17 protein-coding genes are annotated in these 17,857 nt (G+C 60.6%); 11 read left to right on the forward strand and 6 right to left on the reverse strand.

From position 1 onward, the window contains the following. Position 1 precedes the first annotated feature (1 nt). The 8 genes from CLU80_RS24255 (at position 2) to CLU80_RS24295 (ending at position 5,274) form a co-directional block, all read left to right on the forward strand. A complete protein-coding gene (locus tag CLU80_RS24255; RefSeq protein ID WP_099758586.1) occupies positions 2 to 475 on the forward strand; it encodes a type II secretion system protein in 474 nt (157 codons plus the stop codon). 5 nt (positions 476 to 480) lie between these two features. Beyond that, on the forward strand, positions 481 to 855 hold the full coding sequence (locus CLU80_RS24260; protein WP_007919395.1) for a type II secretion system protein: 375 nt from the start codon (positions 481 to 483) through the stop codon (positions 853 to 855). Beyond that, complete coding sequence (locus CLU80_RS24265) at positions 830 to 1,381, forward strand: type II secretion system protein (protein WP_093439240.1); 552 nt, start codon at positions 830 to 832, stop codon at positions 1,379 to 1,381. Before CLU80_RS24260 ends, CLU80_RS24265 begins: the two co-directional genes overlap by 26 nt. Next, a complete protein-coding gene (gene csgE / locus CLU80_RS24270; RefSeq protein WP_093439237.1) occupies positions 1,378 to 1,770 on the forward strand; it encodes a curli production assembly/transport protein CsgE in 393 nt (130 codons plus the stop codon). Before CLU80_RS24265 ends, csgE begins: the two co-directional genes overlap by 4 nt. Beyond that, positions 1,767 to 2,198 (forward strand): curli assembly protein CsgF, encoded by a 432-nt coding sequence (locus tag CLU80_RS24275; protein WP_093439234.1) that lies wholly within the window; start codon positions 1,767 to 1,769, stop codon positions 2,196 to 2,198. Before csgE ends, CLU80_RS24275 begins: the two co-directional genes overlap by 4 nt. A 29-nt stretch (positions 2,199 to 2,227) precedes the next feature. Next, the gene (locus CLU80_RS24280) at positions 2,228 to 3,088 is read left to right on the forward strand and encodes a CsgG/HfaB family protein (protein ID WP_077572085.1); all 861 of its coding nucleotides are present in this window, start codon (positions 2,228 to 2,230) and stop codon (positions 3,086 to 3,088) included. A gap of 1,330 nt (positions 3,089 to 4,418) precedes the next feature. Beyond that, positions 4,419 to 4,787: a DUF6124 family protein gene (locus CLU80_RS24290; RefSeq protein WP_099758588.1), complete on the forward strand. Its 369-nt coding sequence runs from the start codon at positions 4,419 to 4,421 to the stop codon at positions 4,785 to 4,787. A gap of 268 nt (positions 4,788 to 5,055) precedes the next feature. Further along, a complete protein-coding gene (locus CLU80_RS24295) occupies positions 5,056 to 5,274 on the forward strand; it encodes a hypothetical protein (RefSeq protein WP_099758589.1) in 219 nt (72 codons plus the stop codon). A 74-nt stretch (positions 5,275 to 5,348) separates the two neighbouring features. Here the strand turns inward: CLU80_RS24295 and CLU80_RS24300 are convergent, their stop codons facing one another. From CLU80_RS24300 to CLU80_RS24325, 6 genes are all read right to left on the reverse strand, one after another. After that, positions 5,349 to 5,633 (reverse strand): type II toxin-antitoxin system RelE/ParE family toxin, encoded by a 285-nt coding sequence (locus CLU80_RS24300; protein ID WP_016983362.1) that lies wholly within the window; start codon positions 5,631 to 5,633, stop codon positions 5,349 to 5,351. Beyond that, a complete protein-coding gene (gene relB / locus CLU80_RS24305; RefSeq protein ID WP_026000469.1) occupies positions 5,623 to 5,814 on the reverse strand; it encodes a type II toxin-antitoxin system RelB family antitoxin in 192 nt (63 codons plus the stop codon). Before relB ends, CLU80_RS24300 begins: the two co-directional genes overlap by 11 nt. Positions 5,815 to 6,139: 325 nt before the next feature. Further along, complete coding sequence (locus CLU80_RS24310; RefSeq protein ID WP_099758591.1) at positions 6,140 to 7,591, reverse strand: curlin; 1,452 nt, start codon at positions 7,589 to 7,591, stop codon at positions 6,140 to 6,142. Positions 7,592 to 7,618: 27 nt separating this feature from the next. Further along, positions 7,619 to 8,083: a curlin gene (locus CLU80_RS24315; RefSeq protein WP_099758592.1), complete on the reverse strand. Its 465-nt coding sequence runs from the start codon at positions 8,081 to 8,083 to the stop codon at positions 7,619 to 7,621. Positions 8,084 to 8,155: 72 nt separating this feature from the next. Next, on the reverse strand, positions 8,156 to 10,390 hold the full coding sequence (locus CLU80_RS24320) for an Ig-like domain-containing protein (RefSeq protein ID WP_099758593.1): 2,235 nt from the start codon (positions 10,388 to 10,390) through the stop codon (positions 8,156 to 8,158). 35 nt (positions 10,391 to 10,425) lie between these two features. Continuing rightward, positions 10,426 to 11,772 (reverse strand): hypothetical protein, encoded by a 1,347-nt coding sequence (locus CLU80_RS24325; RefSeq protein WP_093439210.1) that lies wholly within the window; start codon positions 11,770 to 11,772, stop codon positions 10,426 to 10,428. A 422-nt stretch (positions 11,773 to 12,194) separates the two neighbouring features. Here CLU80_RS24325 and CLU80_RS24330 point away from each other — a divergent pair, with 422 nt between their 5' ends. From CLU80_RS24330 to CLU80_RS24340, 3 genes are all read left to right on the forward strand, one after another. Next, on the forward strand, positions 12,195 to 13,643 hold the full coding sequence (locus CLU80_RS24330) for a sensor histidine kinase (RefSeq protein ID WP_099758594.1): 1,449 nt from the start codon (positions 12,195 to 12,197) through the stop codon (positions 13,641 to 13,643). 277 nt (positions 13,644 to 13,920) lie between these two features. Further along, positions 13,921 to 16,728 carry a multicopper oxidase domain-containing protein gene (locus CLU80_RS24335; RefSeq protein ID WP_099758595.1) on the forward strand — a complete coding sequence of 936 codons (2,808 nt, stop codon included), beginning with the start codon at positions 13,921 to 13,923 and terminating at the stop codon, positions 16,726 to 16,728. Further along, entirely contained in the window at positions 16,725 to 17,828 is a 1,104-nt protein-coding gene (locus tag CLU80_RS24340) for an SCO family protein (protein WP_099758596.1), read from the forward strand. The genes CLU80_RS24335 and CLU80_RS24340 overlap by 4 nt, the downstream gene beginning before the upstream one ends. The last annotated feature ends 29 nt before the right edge of the window (positions 17,829 to 17,857 follow it).

Raw genomic sequence — 17,857 nt, forward strand, 5'->3', positions numbered from 1 at the left:
CATGAACGCCTCCCAACGCGGTTTCACCCTGATCGAAGTCGTGGTGACGCTGGCCTTGATCGGCCTGTTGGCGAGCATGGCCGCGCCGCTGACCGAGACCCTGGTGCGGCGTGGCAAGGAGCAGGAATTGCGCAACGCGCTGTACCAGATCCGCGATGGCATCGACGCCTACAAACGCGCCTTCGATGCCGGGTACATCGAGAAGTCGCTGAACAGCAGCGGCTACCCGCCGAACCTGAAAGTGCTGGTCGAAGGCGTGCGCGATGTGCGCAGCGCCAAAGGTGCCAAGTTCTACTTTTTACGCCGCATCCCGCGCGATCCGCTGGTGCCGGCGAAACGTGATGACGAAGGGGGTTGGGGCGTGCGCGCCTACGACAGTTCGGCTCAGAATCCGCGCGATGGCGAGGACGTCTTTGACGTCTACTCCCACGCCCGGGGCAAGGGCCTCAACGGCATCGCCTATCGCGAGTGGTGAACCTCATGCGCCGGGAAAAAGGTTTTACCTTGCTGGAGCTGATGGTGGTGATGGCGATCATCGCCACGCTGATGACCATCGCGCTGCCGCGCTACTTCAACAGCCTCGAAGCGTCGAAGGAAACCACCTTGCGCCAGAGCCTGTCGGCGATGCGCGAGGCGCTGGATCACTTTTACGGCGACACCGGGCGGTATCCGGATTCCATCGAGCAACTGATCGAACAACGTTACCTGCGCAACGCACCACTCGATCCGATCACCGAACGCAAAGACCAGTGGGTGCTGATCGCGCCACCGGACGGCGTTGCCGGTGGTGTGGCCGATATTAAAAGCGGTGCTACCGGGAGGGCGCGTGATGGCAGCCAGTATTCCGAGTGGTAACCGCGCGCAGCAGGGCGGCTTCACTTACCTGGGCGTGCTGTTCCTGATTGTGGTGATGGGCATGGGCCTGGCCAGTGCTGGCGAGTTGTGGTCGACCGCCTCGCGCCGTGACCGTGAACGCCAGTTGCTCTGGGTCGGCACTCAGTACGCCCAGGCGCTGCGCAGCTACTACCGCAGTTCGCCGGGGTTGGCGCAGTACCCGAAAGAGTTGGTCGATCTGCTCGACGATCAGCGTTTTCCAGAAGCGAAACATCATTTGCGTCAGCTTTATCCAGACCCGATCGGTCAGGGTGAATGGGCAGTGCAACGCGGTTTCGATGGACGCATCACCGGCCTCAACAGCCCGTCGACCGAGCTGCCGTTGAAGCAGGCGGGCTTCCCGTCGCAGTGGTCGGATTTCGAAGGCATGCAGCGTTATTCGGACTGGCAGTTCGTGGCTGAAAAAGCCTTTCTTGAGGGCACTGGCACTAGTAGCGGGGGCCCGGCCAAAGGTCAGTCAAATTTGCCGCAGGCGTTGCAGCCATGACTCGCCAATGGTGGTGCGCGCTGATCCTCACCGCTGTGGCGTGCTGCGCCCACGCCGGTGAAGAAGACGAAATGATGGGCTTCATCGTCGACGACACGATCTCGCACATCGGCCACGACTTTTACTACTCGTTCAGTGAACGCCTGCGTGACACCAGCCCAATGGATTTCAACCTGGTGGTGCGCGAGCGGCCCGACGCGCGCTGGGGCAGCCTGGTGACCGTGGAATATCAGCAACGCCTGGTTTATCGGCGCTTCCTGCCGCCGAACACCGTGGAACTGAAGGACGAGGCCTACGCGGCCGCCGACTGGGTTCGACGCCAGGTTGTCCAGCGCAAGCTGGAGGCTCTGTTGCAGGACACCACCGACCTTGAGAAGGACGAATTATGAACAGCACAACGTTCTCACGGCGCAGCGGATTCTGGATCTCGGGGTTGTTGATCGGGCTCGCCAGCGTTGCGGCTGTCCAGGCCACTGAACTGGTCTACACGCCGGTCAACCCGTCGTTCGGCGGCAACCCGCTCAACGGCACCTGGCTGCTCAACAACGCGCAGGCGCAAAACGATTACGACGACCCTGATCTCAAGAGCCGTTCGACCGTGGCCGGCACCTCGGCGCTGGAGCGCTTCACCAGTCAATTGCAATCGCGGCTGCTAGGGCAGTTGCTGGACAACATCTCCACCGGCAACACGGGGAGCCTGTCCACCGACTCTTTTATCGTCAACGTCATCGACGACTCCGGGGCACTGAGCATTGAAGTGACCGATCGAGCGACCGGTGAGGTTTCGGAAATTCAGGTGAACGGCCTCAACCCATGACGGGCTGACGGTTCCGGGGAGTGATGGACATGAAAAAGATCATCGCGTTAGGGCTGCTGTTGGCGACATTACAAGGGTGCAGTCTGCGTGAGCCGATGTCGGCCGAGCAGGACACCGAAACCCCGACCTTGACTCCAAGGGCTTCGACTTATTACGACTTGCTGAAGATGCCGCGGCCCAAGGGGCGATTGATGGCGGTGGTGTACGGGTTCCGTGACCAAACCGGGCAGTACAAGCCGACGCCGGCGAGTTCGTTTTCCACCAGCGTGACTCAGGGTGCGGCGTCGATGTTGATGGACGCGATGCAGGCCAGTGGCTGGTTTGTGGTGCTGGAGCGGGAAGGGCTGCAGAACCTGTTGACCGAGCGCAAGATTATTCGCGCGTCGCAGAAGAAGCCGAATACGCCGGTGAATATTCAGGGTGAGCTACCACCGTTGCAGGCGGCGAACATGATGCTCGAGGGTGGGATCATCGCTTATGACACTAACGTGCGTAGCGGTGGGGAAGGGGCGCGGTATCTGGGGATTGATCTGCAGCGTGAGTATCGGGTGGATCAGGTGACCGTGAATTTGCGGGCGGTGGATGTGCGCAGCGGGCAGGTGTTGGCGAATGTGATGACCAGCAAGACGATTTATTCGGTGGCGCGTAGCGCGGGGATTTTCAAGTTTATCGAGTTCAAGAAGTTGCTTGAGGCTGAGGTCGGGTATACGACGAATGAGCCGGCGCAGTTGTGTGTGTTGTCGGCGATTGAGGCGGCGGTGGGGCATATGGTGGCGCAGGGGATTGAGAGGCATTTGTGGCAGGTGGCGGGGGACGCTTCTACGCCTGGGCAGGATGATGTGTTGAATCGGTATTTGACTCAGAACAAGGTTGATCCGGAGGCGGAGTGAACGTGGCGGCCTTCGGGCCGACCAGGTTCTTGCCGATGTACCCAGTTCCCACTGTGGGAGCGAGCCTGCTCGCGAAGGTTTTTTGTCAGGCGGCGGGGTTCTTTTTGACTGAGTACATATCCGTTTCTGCGGTAACGGCTGCTTAGGGTTCCGCCCTTACGGCGGGTCACTTTTTCCAGACGCCGAAAAAGTAACCAAAAAGGCTTGCTCCTACGTGCGGCCCGCTCGCTGGGGCTCGGGGTTCCTTCGCTACGGGACCGATCCGGGCGCAGCGCCTACGGTTTGCTTCGCTGCACCTCCTCTCGCTGTGTTTGGCTGCGCCAAACGGTCGCTGCGCTCCCACCCCCGGATCAATCCCTCCACTCAGCCTTCCGACGTCGCCCGTGGATCAAGATCAAAAGCAGGCGAGCTGACACTCGGCCTATTGAGTGGTGAGGAGCGGGGGTGTTTGGCTTTTGATTTGCGTTGTTGCTGCCCCTCACCCCAGCCCTCTCCCCGAGGAGAGGGAGCCGATTTGTGTGCTTTTCAAAGCCTGAGTTCGACTCGGTATTGCACGTCGACGTACCTCTCCCAAACCACTCGGTCAGTCCCCTCTCCCTCCGGGAGAGGGCTAGGGTGAGGGGCTTTTGATTCAAGCTGTAAAAACTGAGCTCGACTCGGTATTGCACGTCGGCGTACATCTCCCAAACACCACGGTCAGTCCCCTCTCCCTACGGGCGGTCCGACGTTTCGGGAGGGCTAGGGTGAGGGGCTCTTGCTTCAACGCTTCAAAATCTGAGTTCGACGCGGTATTTCACGTCGGCGTACATCTCCCAAACACCACGGTCAGTTCCCTCTCCCTACGGGCGGTCCGACGTTTCGGGAGGGCTAGGTAGGGGCTCTTGCTTCAGCGCTTCAAAATCTGAGTTCGACGCGGTATTTCACGTCAGCGTACATCTACCAAACACCACGGTCAGTCCCCTCTCCCTCCGGGAGAGGGCTAGGGTGAGGGCTGCGATCAGAAGTGTGTTTAAAGAAGTGTCTGAATCAGCGGAACCTTCCCACAAGGTTTTCAGGTTGTCCGTCGGACGTCCGGTCTCTAGCCTGTGTTCGTCGCTGCCAATTCAGCGACCGGGCATGGAAACCCGAAGACACGAGAGAGCAGATACGCCTTTCATAACGTATGCTTGCGCACTTTCATTGTGTGCACTCTGTTATGGCGGTTGTGCGCGGGAGACATTCGTGTCTGCCGGGTTGCTCTCTCCCGGATTTCCAGCCCGCGTACAGCTGCCACCCATTTTTCCTGGAAGTCGAATGGGCCAGCTGCAACTATCAATGAGAGAGAATCACCATGAAAAAGCCAACACCCAACCCCCCAGAATCAGACGCCGACAGCACATCCCCCTACGCCTCAGTCGACAGCAAAAAACTCCACGAAGCCGCCGACCGCGCCCTGGATTTCTACCTCAACCCCACCGCCCACATCATGTCCAGCGCCAACGAGCCGGAACCCATGTACCTCGCCAATCCCAGGTACAACACCGAATCCCTGCTGGCCAACGCCAGCGAAACCCTCGGTTCAGCCAGCGAAATGCTCATCAACTTCGCCGCCTCGCTGGAAACCTCACACCGCAAGACTGCACTGGGCATCGCTCAAGTCGTCATGCTGGGCGAACTGGCGGTAAATCAAGCCCTCGATCACGTCGAACTCAAGAACTGATCGCTCTTGATTGATCGTTCCCACGCGCAGAAAGGAATGCATCCGTTGACGCTCTGCGTCAGATTCCCGAGTCGAAATACGGAGCGTCCCGAGAGGCATTCCTTTGCTGCGCAGGGGAACGATCAAATGTCGGCCCTGATGGAGGAAAACGAAGAAGGCATGAAGCGGGGTAAGTGCTTGGCGGTGGCAATGTGAAAAGTAGAAAAGCGTAATGCCGATTTTGGCTACTCTACTGCTTACTGACGGCTAACTATTTTTTGAGGAGCGTATGGATCTTTCACCACCACTCGAAATCGACAGTGCAGCCTATGCAGAATTCTCAGGCCTGTGGGAAATGGGTTCTTTTAATAACCAGCGATTGGGACAAGCCTTCTACAACCATTTTCGCCTCCATCGGTTAAACGATCAGGTTTTGTTACAGGGGCTTTACGAGGCAGACGGCAAGAAGGCTCGAGCTGCAATAAATCGCATATTTCATATCAATTAACTGAGTACTGAGATACAAAAAAACCGTACCTCCACGGGAAGCACGGTGTCTTGTGTTGAGACGAGGAAGCGATCTTAACCGGGGTCGCGTCGAGGGTACTCCTGACGCGCATGCAAGATGCTCACAATCTCAATTTGGTCCGCCACTTGATAAACGACGAGATAGTTCGGGCTTACCACAATCTCTCGAGTGCCGGGAGAGCGGCCTTTGCGATACAGGTGTGGATGCCAACAAAGCGCAGATGTAGTTTTTACGACGGACTTGTGAAGTGCAGTCGCCGCTACAAAATTTCGCTCGCCAATGTACTTCAGGATTTTCGAGAGTTCGACCCGAGCCTTGGGTCGCCACTTAATCTGCATCAGCGCTTTTGCGCATTGATTCCATCAAGGCATTGATCTCCTCCATCACTTGCTCATGGGGAATACTCGGACGCGGATCATCGAGAGACGCTTGTACTTCCGCCCTGAACCAGCGGTCATAGCTCGCAGCCTGTTCTTCAGGATCAAGATCCGAGACGACTGGGCATAGCGGGTCAATCATCTTTGGGTCGATCATGGCACCTCCGGGATCAATGCCTGGAAGTCTATTCGGTAAGGGGAATGTTGTCGTGGTTGTCTGGATGATTTGCACGTCGGTCGAGCTCCGTAGGGTTCAGGTTGTCCCGAAAAATCCTAGTCGCTGCGCTTCCGACGGCCAACCGCTAGACGTGGTAGGAAAACGTGCAGCTTTTCCATAAACCATTCATTTTTCTGTAGGACGTGGCGCGTCTGGGCTTTAAACAACGCGTGTCGTTGATCGGTCCTACGGACACAAAAAAACCGCGACCCCCCTCACCAGAGAATCGCGGCCCATCAACACCCAACCCCTACTGCTGCAAAACCGTCGCCTGGTTAGCCGACCCAAACTGCTGAATATTCGCCGTCTGCGTAACCCCACTCTGATCGACATTGGCAATGTTCCCCGTGCCGCCCTGGGTCACATACGCCACGTTCATCGTGTCCGCCTGTTTCACCGTGATCATGTTGTCACTGCCATACAACTGCGCGGTATACGCCTGGTTGCCAGACCCGGACTGATCAAACTCAGCACTGTTGCCGGTGCCATTCGAAGAACCCTGCACCAGGTTGCCCGTGCCGCGCTGATCCGAGATCAAAATGTTGTCGCTGCCGTTCTGATCAAAATACAGCTCGTTATACGACTCCGCCTGACTGACCGTGGTCTTGTTGCCAGTCCCGGTCTGGTGCGTGGTCATCACATGGCCGACGCCATCCTGAGTGAAGCTGGCGATGTTGCCATTGCCCGCTTGGGTGACGGTCGCACGCTGGTTGCTGCCGAACTGTCCACCCGATTGCGGGCCTTTCCAGTTGCTGGCGTAGACCTTGTTGTCGTTGCCCACGGAGGTGGCGCTGAGCGTGTGGCCGTCGCCGCTCTGATAGGTGTAGTGGACGTTGCCATTGCCGACTTGATACAGCGCCAGTGTCGAGTTGACCGATTCGAACTGGTCGGCGTAGATCGCGTTGGTGTTGCCGACCTGGGTGACGGCGGCGCTGTTGTTTTCGCCGAAGCTTTGGTCGACCACGGTTTCGTTGCTGTCGCCGTATTGGTTGACGGTGGCCTGACTGGCGAGTTGCGCGTCCTGCCAGATTTCGCTGCCGTTGAGGTTGCCGAACTGGTTGATGGTGATGTTGCCGCCGGTGCCGTTGCGCTGGTCGCCGTAGGCGTAGTTGCTTTCGCCGGCCTGGTTGATGCCGATCTGGCCGCCGTTATGAGTGACCTGTTCGGCGGTGCCGTAGTTGGCGGTGCCGTATTGGGTGATCACTGAACTGTTGCCGCTGCCTTCATAGAGTTGTTCGATGTTGGCTTCGTTGCTGTCGCCGAACTGGAAGGTTTTGCCTTCGCTGCCGTTCTGCGAATCCTGATAGATGAACGAGAAGTTGCCCGTGCCTTGCTGCTGTTGCAGCGCGCTGTTCGGTGAGCCGAAGCCCAAAGACTGGCTGGCGTGGGCGGTGTTGAAGGCGCCGACTTGTTGCTGGGTGATGGTGGCGTTGTCTTCGTAAAGTTGTTCGGCGTAGCCGGCGTTGTAGTCGCCGACCGCGTCCTGGGTGATCACGCTGCTGGCGTGGTCTTGCACGGCGGCGGCGTCGTTGCCCTGGCCCAGTTGGGTCTGGGTGGCGGTGCTGAACGGTGCCTGGGTCTGTTTCACGTCGGCGATGTTGGCGGTACCGACCTGGCTTTGGTTGGACAGGCTGTCGTCGGCCATCGCCTGGGCACTGATCATGACCAGGAGGGCGGCGGTGAGGGGCGTCAGTTTGAACATGATGATCTCTCCGATGATTTGCAGTGCTTAGCGATATTGCTTGACCGAAACGCTCATGCCGTTGCCCGACTGGGTCACGGCGCTTTGCAGCCCCGCGCCGGCCTGCTCGATGCTGGCGTCGTTGTTGTTGCCGTTTTGCGAAATCTGCGCGCGGTTATGGTTGCCGTTTTGCGTAATGGAGGCGGCGTTGCCAGAACCGTTCTGGTTGATCAGCGCCATCAAGTCGCTGCCCTGTTGCAGGATGTACGCCTCCTGATTGCTGCCCGACTGCACGATCTGCCCGAGCAGCGACTGACCGTTCTGTTGCAGCAGGGCGACGTTGGCCTGGCCGAGCTGGTCGATCAGGGCTTGCTGACCCACCGGTGGGGGCAGTTCGCCGAGGTCGCTGCTGGTCGGGGCCAGGTCGTCGTTGTCCATCAGGTCGTCGGCGCGCACGCCCGCAGTGCTGCACAGCAGGAGCAGGCAAAGCAGGGCGGCGGTCGGCGTGTTCATGGCTCACATCCTGTCAGGCGTTAACCGGTTCGAAGTCGGCCCCAGCCACCCGCGAGTGGCTGGGGATCTGGCTTACAGCGTGGTCACCGAGACCGTGCGCACGGTGCCCTGGGACGAGCGGATCGTCGCGGTCGGGTTGGCCGATGGCACTACCGTCGTGTTGTTCAGCGTCAGCCGCCAGCGTCCGGTGACCGGTACGGTGGTGGTGCCTAGGGTGACCAGCCCGGTCGGGGTGGTGACCTGCACGGTGATGGTGTTGCCAGTGGTCACTGACGAGGTGCCGGTGAAGTCCCAGTTGAAGCGCCCGCCCGAGCGTGCCTGCACTGTGGAAGCGGTAACGGTGAAGGTTTCCGCTGCTGGCCGTGGCGACACTTGCACCGTGACCGTGGCCGGCGTCGACAGGGCGCCGAAGCTGTCCCGGGCGATGTAGGTGAAGGTCGTGGTGAACGCCGTGGTGACGGTGGCCGGTGGGGTGTAGGTGATTACCGTGCCGTCAGTGCTGACCGTGCCACGGCCGGCGGCCGGTTGGGTCAGGCTGGCGACGCCCAGCGGCACGTTGCCTTCCGGATCGGTGTCGTTGGCAAGCACGTTGATCGGGATCGCTACACCGAGGGTGGCGACGCTGTCGGCGACGGCGGTCGGTGCCCGGTTTGGCGCGACGGTAATCGTCACGGTGGCCGGGTTGGCCGAGGCCAGGCCTTTGGCGTCCTGCGCTTTGTAGGTGAAGGTCGTGGTCAGTGGCGTGTTGACCACGGCTGGCGGCGTGTAGACCACGGCGGCGGTGCCGCTGAGGGCGACGGTGCCTTGGCCGGCCGCCGGTTGGGTCAGAGCGGTGATGCCCAGTGGGTTGTTGCCGTCGGGATCGCTGTCGTTGGTCAACAGGCTGAGGGTGATCGGCACGCCGAAACTGGTGCTGCCGGTGTCGGCGTTAGCGATCGGCGCCTGGTTTTCTCCGGTGTCCGGTGCGGTGCCGACTACGACGACTGCTTCAGTGTCACTGCCGCCAGCGGCGGATTTCACCGTCACGGTGGCCGGTGGCTGAGTCAGGTCGGCGACGGTGATGCGCTGCAAGGTGCCGGACTTCGATAGACGTCCGTAACCTTGCGCAACCATGTCCGGGATCGCTACTTCATCGGTCGATGTCGCTTCGATTAACAAGGTTTTGTTGGACCAGTTGTAGCGCGCAGTCTGCACTTTCACCACGTCGGTGAGCTTGCTCGACACCGATGTCGGGCGTGTGGTCCCGGCCGGGTTGGTCGCGGTCACGACGATGACTGACGGCAGGGTGCCGTTGCCCAGGCGCTGACCGAAGAACAAACCGGTATTGTCACCGGTCAGGCTGGTCTGGCAAGGCGTTGGCGGAGGGCCGGGCAGCAGCGCCACGGTTTCGCGGAAGCACAGGGTCGAGCTGCTGTCAGCCTTGGCGAACACTTCGGCACGCACACCGGCCGAGGTGCGGCGATAGGTGGCGCGGTCGAGTTCGACAGCGGTTTGCTGACGGTTGTCGAGCACTTTGCCGGCGACGGTAAACAGGCTGGTTTGAATCGTACCCGCAGCGGATGGCCCGACAATGCGTACGAAGTTGGTGTCGAACGGGCTGCCGGTCACGGCCTCGGTGAGGTTCGGATCACCGACGAAAGTTTCGACACCGCCGCTGTCAGGATTCACTTCGGTGTAAGGGCCGTTGACGCTGCGCAGGAACGGGCCAATGGCACCGGTCAATGCGCCGCTGAAGTTGCCCGGCGCGCCGATGCCGATGTCCTTGGTGATGTTGATCGCACGGCGCCCGGGGGTGGTGACGTTGACCGTTTCGACGCCATACGGGTGGGTGATGGTGTATGTGCCGGCTACGGGAACGTTCACCCGGATGCGAATTCGCGCGAAAGCTATTTGATCGCCGTCCACCGGATTACCGGAGGAAAACGCTGCTTCTATCCCCGCGACATAAGCGTCCATGCCATAGCCCGCGCCGTTGTTGGGAATAGTGGTTTCGGCGAGAAACCAGAAGGCTTCCGGCGGCCAGTTGTCGGGGAACACCATCGGCAGGCTGTCATCGAAGATGCCCGGTTCCGGCAGCAGAGTGCACATGTAGGCCGGTGGCGTGCTGACCGCTACCCGCGAGCTGGCGGCGCGCGACTGGCAGAGCTCCATCGACAGCAGATTGTTGTCCTGGTACCACATCGGGAATTTCCCGGTGGCAAAAGTGTAGGGGCCGGGGTCGACGGCGGCGAGTTGCGCATAGGCACTGCCGGTCAGCGAGAGAGCGAGCCCGAGCGCGTTGAGCGCAAAGCGTGGCCACTTGTTCATGATGCCTCCTGATGCGGATCTGGGCATGTGAGCGTTCATTGCACGATGACCACTTCTTCGGTGTCGCTGCCGCCGTTGGACGACGTCACGCGCACCTTGGCTGGCGGTATCGGCGAGATCCCGGTGGCCAGACTTTTCAGCGCGCCGTCGCCGCTCAGCGCACCGATGGCGGCGCCGCTGCCGGAGGTGGCGGTGAGTACGGGGGGCGAGGTTTCGTCACTGGTCGAGGCCACCACGGTGAGTTGTCCGGAGCTCAGGCTGTATTGCGCGCTCTGGATCACTACCAGGTCGGTCAGGGTCATGGGCAGGGTGGTCGGCGTGCTGCTGGCGATGGCCAGGTGGTTGTCGGCGGTCACTTGCAGGACGCTCGGGACGGTCGGGTTGGCCGACGATTGCGCGTACCAGGCACCGGTGGAGTTGGCTTCGGTCATGTTCAGCACCGGGGTGAAACTGGTCACGGCGACGGTGCCGGGCGCTGGTGGGGCGAGGACGAACACGTCTTGCTGGGCGACCGGTGCGCTGGTCCCCGCCTTGCGTGAGTAAGTGCTGCGCTGGGTAATCATTGGTGTGGGTCGAACTACCGTCGACAACTTGCCGGAGACGGCAAATGTCGTCGTCCGCAGATCCAGACCATTGGGGCCTTCGATGCGGATGAAGTTGGTGTTGAACGGACTGCCGGTCACGGCTTCTTCAAGGTTCGGATCACCGACAAACTGTTCTGCCGAGCCAGTCACCGGGTTGGTTTCGGTGTAGGGCCCGTTGAGGCTGCGCAGAAACGGTCCGACGTCACCCTTGAGCGCGCCGTCGTAGGTTTTCGGTGTGCCGATGCCAATGTCGCGGGTCATGTTGATCGCGCGGCGGCCGGGCGTGTCGATGTTGAACACTTCGACGCCATACGGGTGGGTGATGACGTAGGTGCCGGCCGTAGGAATATCGACCCGGATGCGGATCCGCGCAAAGCTGATCTGATCGCCTTCCGCCGGGTCACCGCCACTGAACGCGGCTTCGATCGCCGAGCCGTAGGAAAGGTTGATGCCGCGCGCGGCGTCGACAATCGTGCCGTCAGCGGTGAACCAGAACGCCTCGTCGGGGAAGTTGCTGGGGAAGGCCAGCGGTTGAGCGTCATCGAATATGCCGGGGGCCGGCAGCAGCGAGCACATGTACGAAGGCGCGCCGGGCGTGCTCGGCACGCGAGAGCTGAGTGCTTTGGACAGGCACAGATCCAGGGTGCGACCGTGGGTGTCCTGATACCAACTGGCGAAACCGCCAGTGGCCACCGTGTACGGACCCGGGTCAACAGCAAACAAAGCGGCCTGGGCTATGCCCTGGGCCAACGCGCTCACGACCAGGACAGTCGCGGTTTTGGACAGTAAAGGGTGCATGAGTTAATCCCTCTATCGAAGTACCTGCCCCTTGGGGATGGGTCAGTTGCACAGGGCCTGTACACCTTCCATGCCAAGGTGTGGTGGATGGGCGGGAGAGGGCCGGGGAAGAGGGCTTGACGCGCAGAAGGGTCAGGTTTTTGGCCAGCGGGGAAAGGGCGTCATTCCCCAGGATTGGGGACGGTGGGGATGAACACTCATGGCCTGCCGAACACAGATCCTTGTAGGAGTGAGCCTGCTCGCGATAGCGGTATGTCTGTGATGAAAATGTCGACACGCCCACCGCGATCGCGAGCAGGCTCACTCCTACAAGGGATTAGCGGTGTCTGTGGGATCAACTCAACCGGGTCGATATCCCCGCATCCGGGCAAACCCCCACCCGTGGGCTATAACCCTATAGGACGTATCGGGAAGTCGCCGCCATGAACATGCAGTCGAAATCGCTTCCGGTTGAGGAGGGCACGCTACGCTTGGGTTCGCGCAAGCAACCGTTCAACCTGCTGCGCTGGTTTTCGCTGATCAGCATGGCCGTGATCGGCACCGTGGCCATCGCACTAGGCGCGGTTTCAACGCGTTTCGTGATCGAAGAAAGCGTGCAGCGCGATGCCTTGCTCACCGCGCAGTTCATCCAGGCCATCGCGTCCGCCGAAGTGCGCCACGTGTCGATTCCCAACATCCGCACGATGGGCGAGTTGCTCGATCCACGTCAGGACAAGGATTTTCCCGATGTCGACCCGCAGGCCCGGGCAGGTGCGCGCGGTGAATTTCTCGACCACATCGAACACCTGCCGGACGTGATTCTCGCCAACATTTACGCGCCGGACCGCCAGGTGATCTGGTCGACCAATCCAGCGCTCATCGGCACCAGCATCCATGCCGACGAAGACCTTGATCGCTCCTTTAACGAAAAGATTCCGGTGTCGGCCAGTTACCACGATGTCGACAAGGCCCGGGAAGAGCAGAAGTTCGTCATCCCGCCGGATTACATCTTTATCGAGAACTACATTCCGCTGTTCGACGCCGAGGGCAAGAACGTCACGGCGATGGTCGAGATCTACAAGGAACCCAAAGACCTGATCGCGCGCATGGAGCGCGGGCTGGCCCTGATCTGGCTGGCCACTGCGCTCGGCGGCGGGCTGATTTACCTGGGCCTGTACTGGATCGTCCGGCGCGCGGCGATTCTGCTCGCCGCCCAGCAAAAACAACTGATCGCCAATGAAACCTTTGTCGCACTGGGCGAGATGTCTTCTGCGGTGGCGCACAGTTTGCGCAACCCGTTGGCGACGATCCGCTCCAGTGCAGAACTGGCGCTGGAGTTCGATGCCGGCCCGGCAGAAAAGAACATCAAGGACATCATCGGCCAGGTCGACCGCATGTCGAAATGGGTGCGCGAGTTGCTGCAGTCCCTGCGTCCGCTCAACGATGACCCGGAACCGGTGAACCTGGTAGCGGCGCTGCACGAAAGCCTCGTCGCGTTTGAACAGCAGATCGCCAAGGCCGGCGTGCAGGTGGTGTTTCATCCGCAACACACGCCGATGGTGCTCAGCCAACCGGTGCAACTGACGCAGATCCTCAACAGCCTGCTGGCCAACGCGCTGGAGGCGATGGACAAGGGCGGCACATTGACTGTCAGCCTCGAACCGAGTGATGACCGTGGCGTGTGCGTGGTGCTCAGTGACACGGGTAAAGGCATGAACGAAGAACAACGGACCATGGCGTTCCGGCCGTTTTTTACCACCAAGTCTGGCGGCCTCGGGGTCGGTCTGGTGCTGGTCAAACGCATCATGGAGCGCTTCGGCGGCGCCGTGACCCTCGACAGCCGCGAAGGTGAGGGCACCACCGTTCGTCTGGCGTTTCAACTGGTCCCCTGATTCACATCTTCCCCCTGTAGGAGTTGCCGAAGGCTGCGATCTTTTGATCTTGATCTTAAAAACCAAGATCAAAAGATCGCAGCCTTCGGCAGCTCCTACACAGGTTTATAAACGCCGCAAAAATTTATGAACTTCCCCCATCACTGGGTGTCAAGCCCCGGTCACCGGGGAGTGGGGAAACCCGCAGACCTTCCAAGTCCCTGTTACAACTGGAAATAATTTCTTGGCGCACTAGTTGCAAAACACCATCACCCCTTCCTTGATGAGGCGGCTGGTGATGGACAGAACAACGCGTAACCCAAGCAATACCTTTCTGCTGACGCCTCTGAGTGTCTTTCTGATGTTGACCCTCGGCACCATGGCCGGCGTTCGCGCCAGTCCGATCGATGACGAACGACAGCCAGAAACCTCCGACCCGTCGGCGTACTACGACGAGCCGGCAGACGAACCGACGGCGCTCAACGCCATCCTGACCATGCCCGAGGCCAACGAGGACTCCTTCGATTTGCCCGACGGCTTCAAAGGCACCCGTGCCTCGACACGCACGGAGAACGTCCTGCCGCCGGCCGTGCAGACCAGTTTCAACTACCCCACCAACGGCAAGCCGAGCCCGCTCTATGGCGCGCAGCCGTTCACCCAGCAGTTGACCCTGTTCGAAGAGTTCGGCCCGGAAAAACTCGACCCGACCACCCCGGCCGCGCCATTGCCGTTTCCGCCCGCTGCGATCGGCCCGGCACCGGCTCAGGACCCGAACAACGTCGCCCGCAGCGCGCCACCCGGCACCGCCCTTGATGCGTTTTTGCGCCAACCGGGGCTGACGCCGTTTCCCAGCCAGTTCTCTAACGTGGTCGACCGCAACCCGTGGCAGGCGCAGATCGAAGTGTTCCTCAATCGCCACATCGGCTCGTCCGCTGAAGGCCGGCCACCAGGAAAAGGCTGGGCACACCAGCGCTGGAACGAGTTCTACCCACAGGTCGCCTATAAAACCGCGCAGACCGGCGCGCGCCTCAATGGTGGCCTGCGTGACAGCGTGCAAATGCACCATTACGCGGTGGGCGAATTCGGCCCCGGCGGCCTTTACCACAACGTCGCGGGTGTACCGCTGACTGACGGTACTGCGAAAGGCGTCGACCCGCGTTTCCACCCGGCCATGCCGGTGCAGAACCACAACGCAGTGTGGACCTTCGACGGCACGTTGCCGCCAAAACTGTTGATGGTGCGCTACGGCCAACCGGTGATGATGCGTCACTACAACGGCTTGCCGATCGATCCGTCGGCCAACCGTGGTTTCGGTCTGCACACCATCAGCACCCACGAGCACAACGGTCACGCGCCGGCAGAAAGCGACGGTTATGCCAACGCGTTCTTCTTTCCGGGGCAGTTCTATGACTATCGCTGGCCGATCCAGCTTGCCGGTTACGACAGCATCAACACCAAGGCTGAAGACCCGCGCGCCGCGTTCCCGTGCGCACCGGGTGAAACCCTGTGGGTCAACGACCTCGCACCGGCGAAAAAGACCTGTGACAACGGCACCATCAAGATCCGCGGCGACTGGCGCGAGACCATGAGCACCCACTGGTTCCATGACCACATGCTCGATTTTACCGCGCAGAACGTCTACAAGGGCAACGCGGCGATGATGAACTACTACAGCGCGCTGGATCGCGGCAACGAGTCGGTGAACGACGGCGTCAACCTGCGATTCCCCAGTGGCAGCGCCTTGCCATGGGGTAACCGTGACTACGATGTCAATCTGGTGTTCGCCGACAAGGCGTGGGATCAGGAAGGCCAGTTGTGGTTCAACCCGTTCAACACCGACGGCTTCCTCGGTGATCAGGTGCTGGTCAACTGGCAGTGGAAACCGGCCCTCGACGTGCGCGCGCGCAGTTATCGCTTCCGCATCCTCAACGGCTCGGTGTCGCGCTACTTCAAACTGGCTTTAGTGCGCGAAATCAAAGGCAGCGGCGGCGAGTTCCAGGGGCCGAAAAATTCCGGCCTGACCTACAGCCGCGTGCCGTTTCACATGATCGCCAACGACGGCAACATCATGGAACACAGCGTGCCGTTCGACGGCTCGATGGACCTCGATGCCGATGGCGATAAACAGAACCACAACGCGATCCTGCCGACCCAGGGCATCGCCGAGCGCTTCGACATCATCGTCAACTTCTCGAAAAACGGCATCAAGCCGGGGGACAAGCTGTTTTTCGTCAACCTGCAGGCCCACGACGACGGCAAGGGACCCAAAGAGGTCATTCCGTTGGGCGACATCCTGTCGGAAAAATACCTGGCAGTGATCAAGCAGACCAGCAAAGGCCCGCAATGGGACAGAGGCGATCCGGCGGTGGGCAAGGTCTTGCAGCTCAACGTCAAGGCTTACACCGGTCAGGATCTGGCGATGAACCCGGCAGCCTACGAACCGGCGAAACCGGGCAAGGCGGAAGGGCTGGTGATGATCCCGTTGAAGCTCCATCGCGACAACGCCGCCGACAAAGCCGTGCTGGCCAAGGCTCGCCACCGCACCTTCACCTTCGGCCGTTCCGACGGCACCGATGAAGCGCCGTGGACGGTCAAGACTGACGGCGGGTTCGGCTTCCACATGGACCCACGCCGACTCAATGCCTCGACCCAATTGTCCAGTGGCCCGACCGATGCCGGTGTCACCGGGTTCGGTACGCTGGAGGTGTGGAAGATCAAGGCTGGCGGCACGGGCTGGAGCCATCCGGTGCACGTGCACTTCGAGGAGGGCATTATTCTCAGTCGCGGCGGCAAGGCACCGCCGGAATGGGAAAAATGGGCGCGCAAAGATGTCTATCGGATTGGTTCTGAAGCGGATGGTCTGGACAACGTCGAGATGGCGATCAACTTCCGCGAGTTCGCCGGGACCTACATGGAGCACTGCCACAACACTCAGCATGAGGACAACTCGATGCTGCTGCGTTGGGACCTGGAGAAACCCGGTCAGCTGCAACTGATGCCAACCCCACTGCCAAGCTGGGACGGTGTGCGCTACGTCAACTCGGCCGCGCTGCCTACCTTCCGCAGCGGCGACGGTATGGGCCCACAAGTGGTGATCAAGCCATGAACCGTCGCCACGGTGACAGCCAACCCGTGCATACCCCGCGCTCCCGGGCGCTGGGCATGCACCTGGTGTTGATGCTGGTGGTCTGTGTGCTCGCCAGCCGTGTGCTGCTGGCGCACCAGGCCAGCGTCGGCGAACCACCTGCGGCCAGTGAATCCGCCACCCCGTGGGGTGGCGACTATTTCCCCAACACCTTGCTGACCGATCAGGACGGTCAGCAGGTGCATTTCTTCGATGACCTGATCAAAGACAAAGTGGTGGTGATCAACTTCATCTTCACTTCGTGCAGCGATTCCTGCCCCTTGGAAACCGCGCGCCTGCGCCAGGTGCAAAAACTGCTCGGTGATCGGGTCGGCCAGGACATCTTTTTCTACTCGATCAGCATCGATCCGCTCAGTGATACGCCCGAAGTGCTCAAGGCCTATTCGCAGCGCTTCAAAGTCGGCCCCGGCTGGAGGTTTCTCACCGGCGAGTTCGAAGACGTCACCGACCTGCGCAAAAAACTCGGGCTGTTTATCGAAGGCGTCGACAACGGCCGCAACAAGGACCACAACCTCAGCCTGATCGTCGGTAACCAGACCACCGGGCGCTGGATGAAAGCTTCGCCGTTCGAAAACCCGTGGATCCTCGCCGATCAACTGGCCAACACCTTGCAGAACTGGAAGCAGCCGAGCATCGAAGAAAGCTACGCCAATGCCCCGGACATTCGTCCGCCGAGCAATGGCGAAGAACTGTTCCGCACCCGCTGCGCCTCCTGCCACAGCCTCGGCCCAATGGATGGCCAGGGCCTTGGCATGCGCAGCATCGGCCCTGACCTGATCGGCGTGACCCGTCACCGTGATCCGAAGTGGCTGAATCGCTGGATCCGCGAGCCGGATCGCCTGCTCGCGGAAAAAGACCCGATTGCCTTGCAACTCTACGAACAATTCGAGCGAATCCCGATGCCCAACCTGCGCCTTGACGAGCAATCAACACAGTCGATCATCGATTTTCTCAGTGACGAAACCGAGCGTCAACAACCGTCCACCCCGGCCGTGGCCGACGGTGCATTGACGCCAGTAAAACCGGGCGATTCAGCCGCGACGGTGAGTCAGATGCGGTAGCGGCGAAATAGCATCATTGAACCGTGTGT

This window comes from Pseudomonas sp. 29 (assembly GCF_002754355.1).
Lineage (GTDB): Bacteria > Pseudomonadota > Gammaproteobacteria > Pseudomonadales > Pseudomonadaceae > Aquipseudomonas > Aquipseudomonas neuropathica.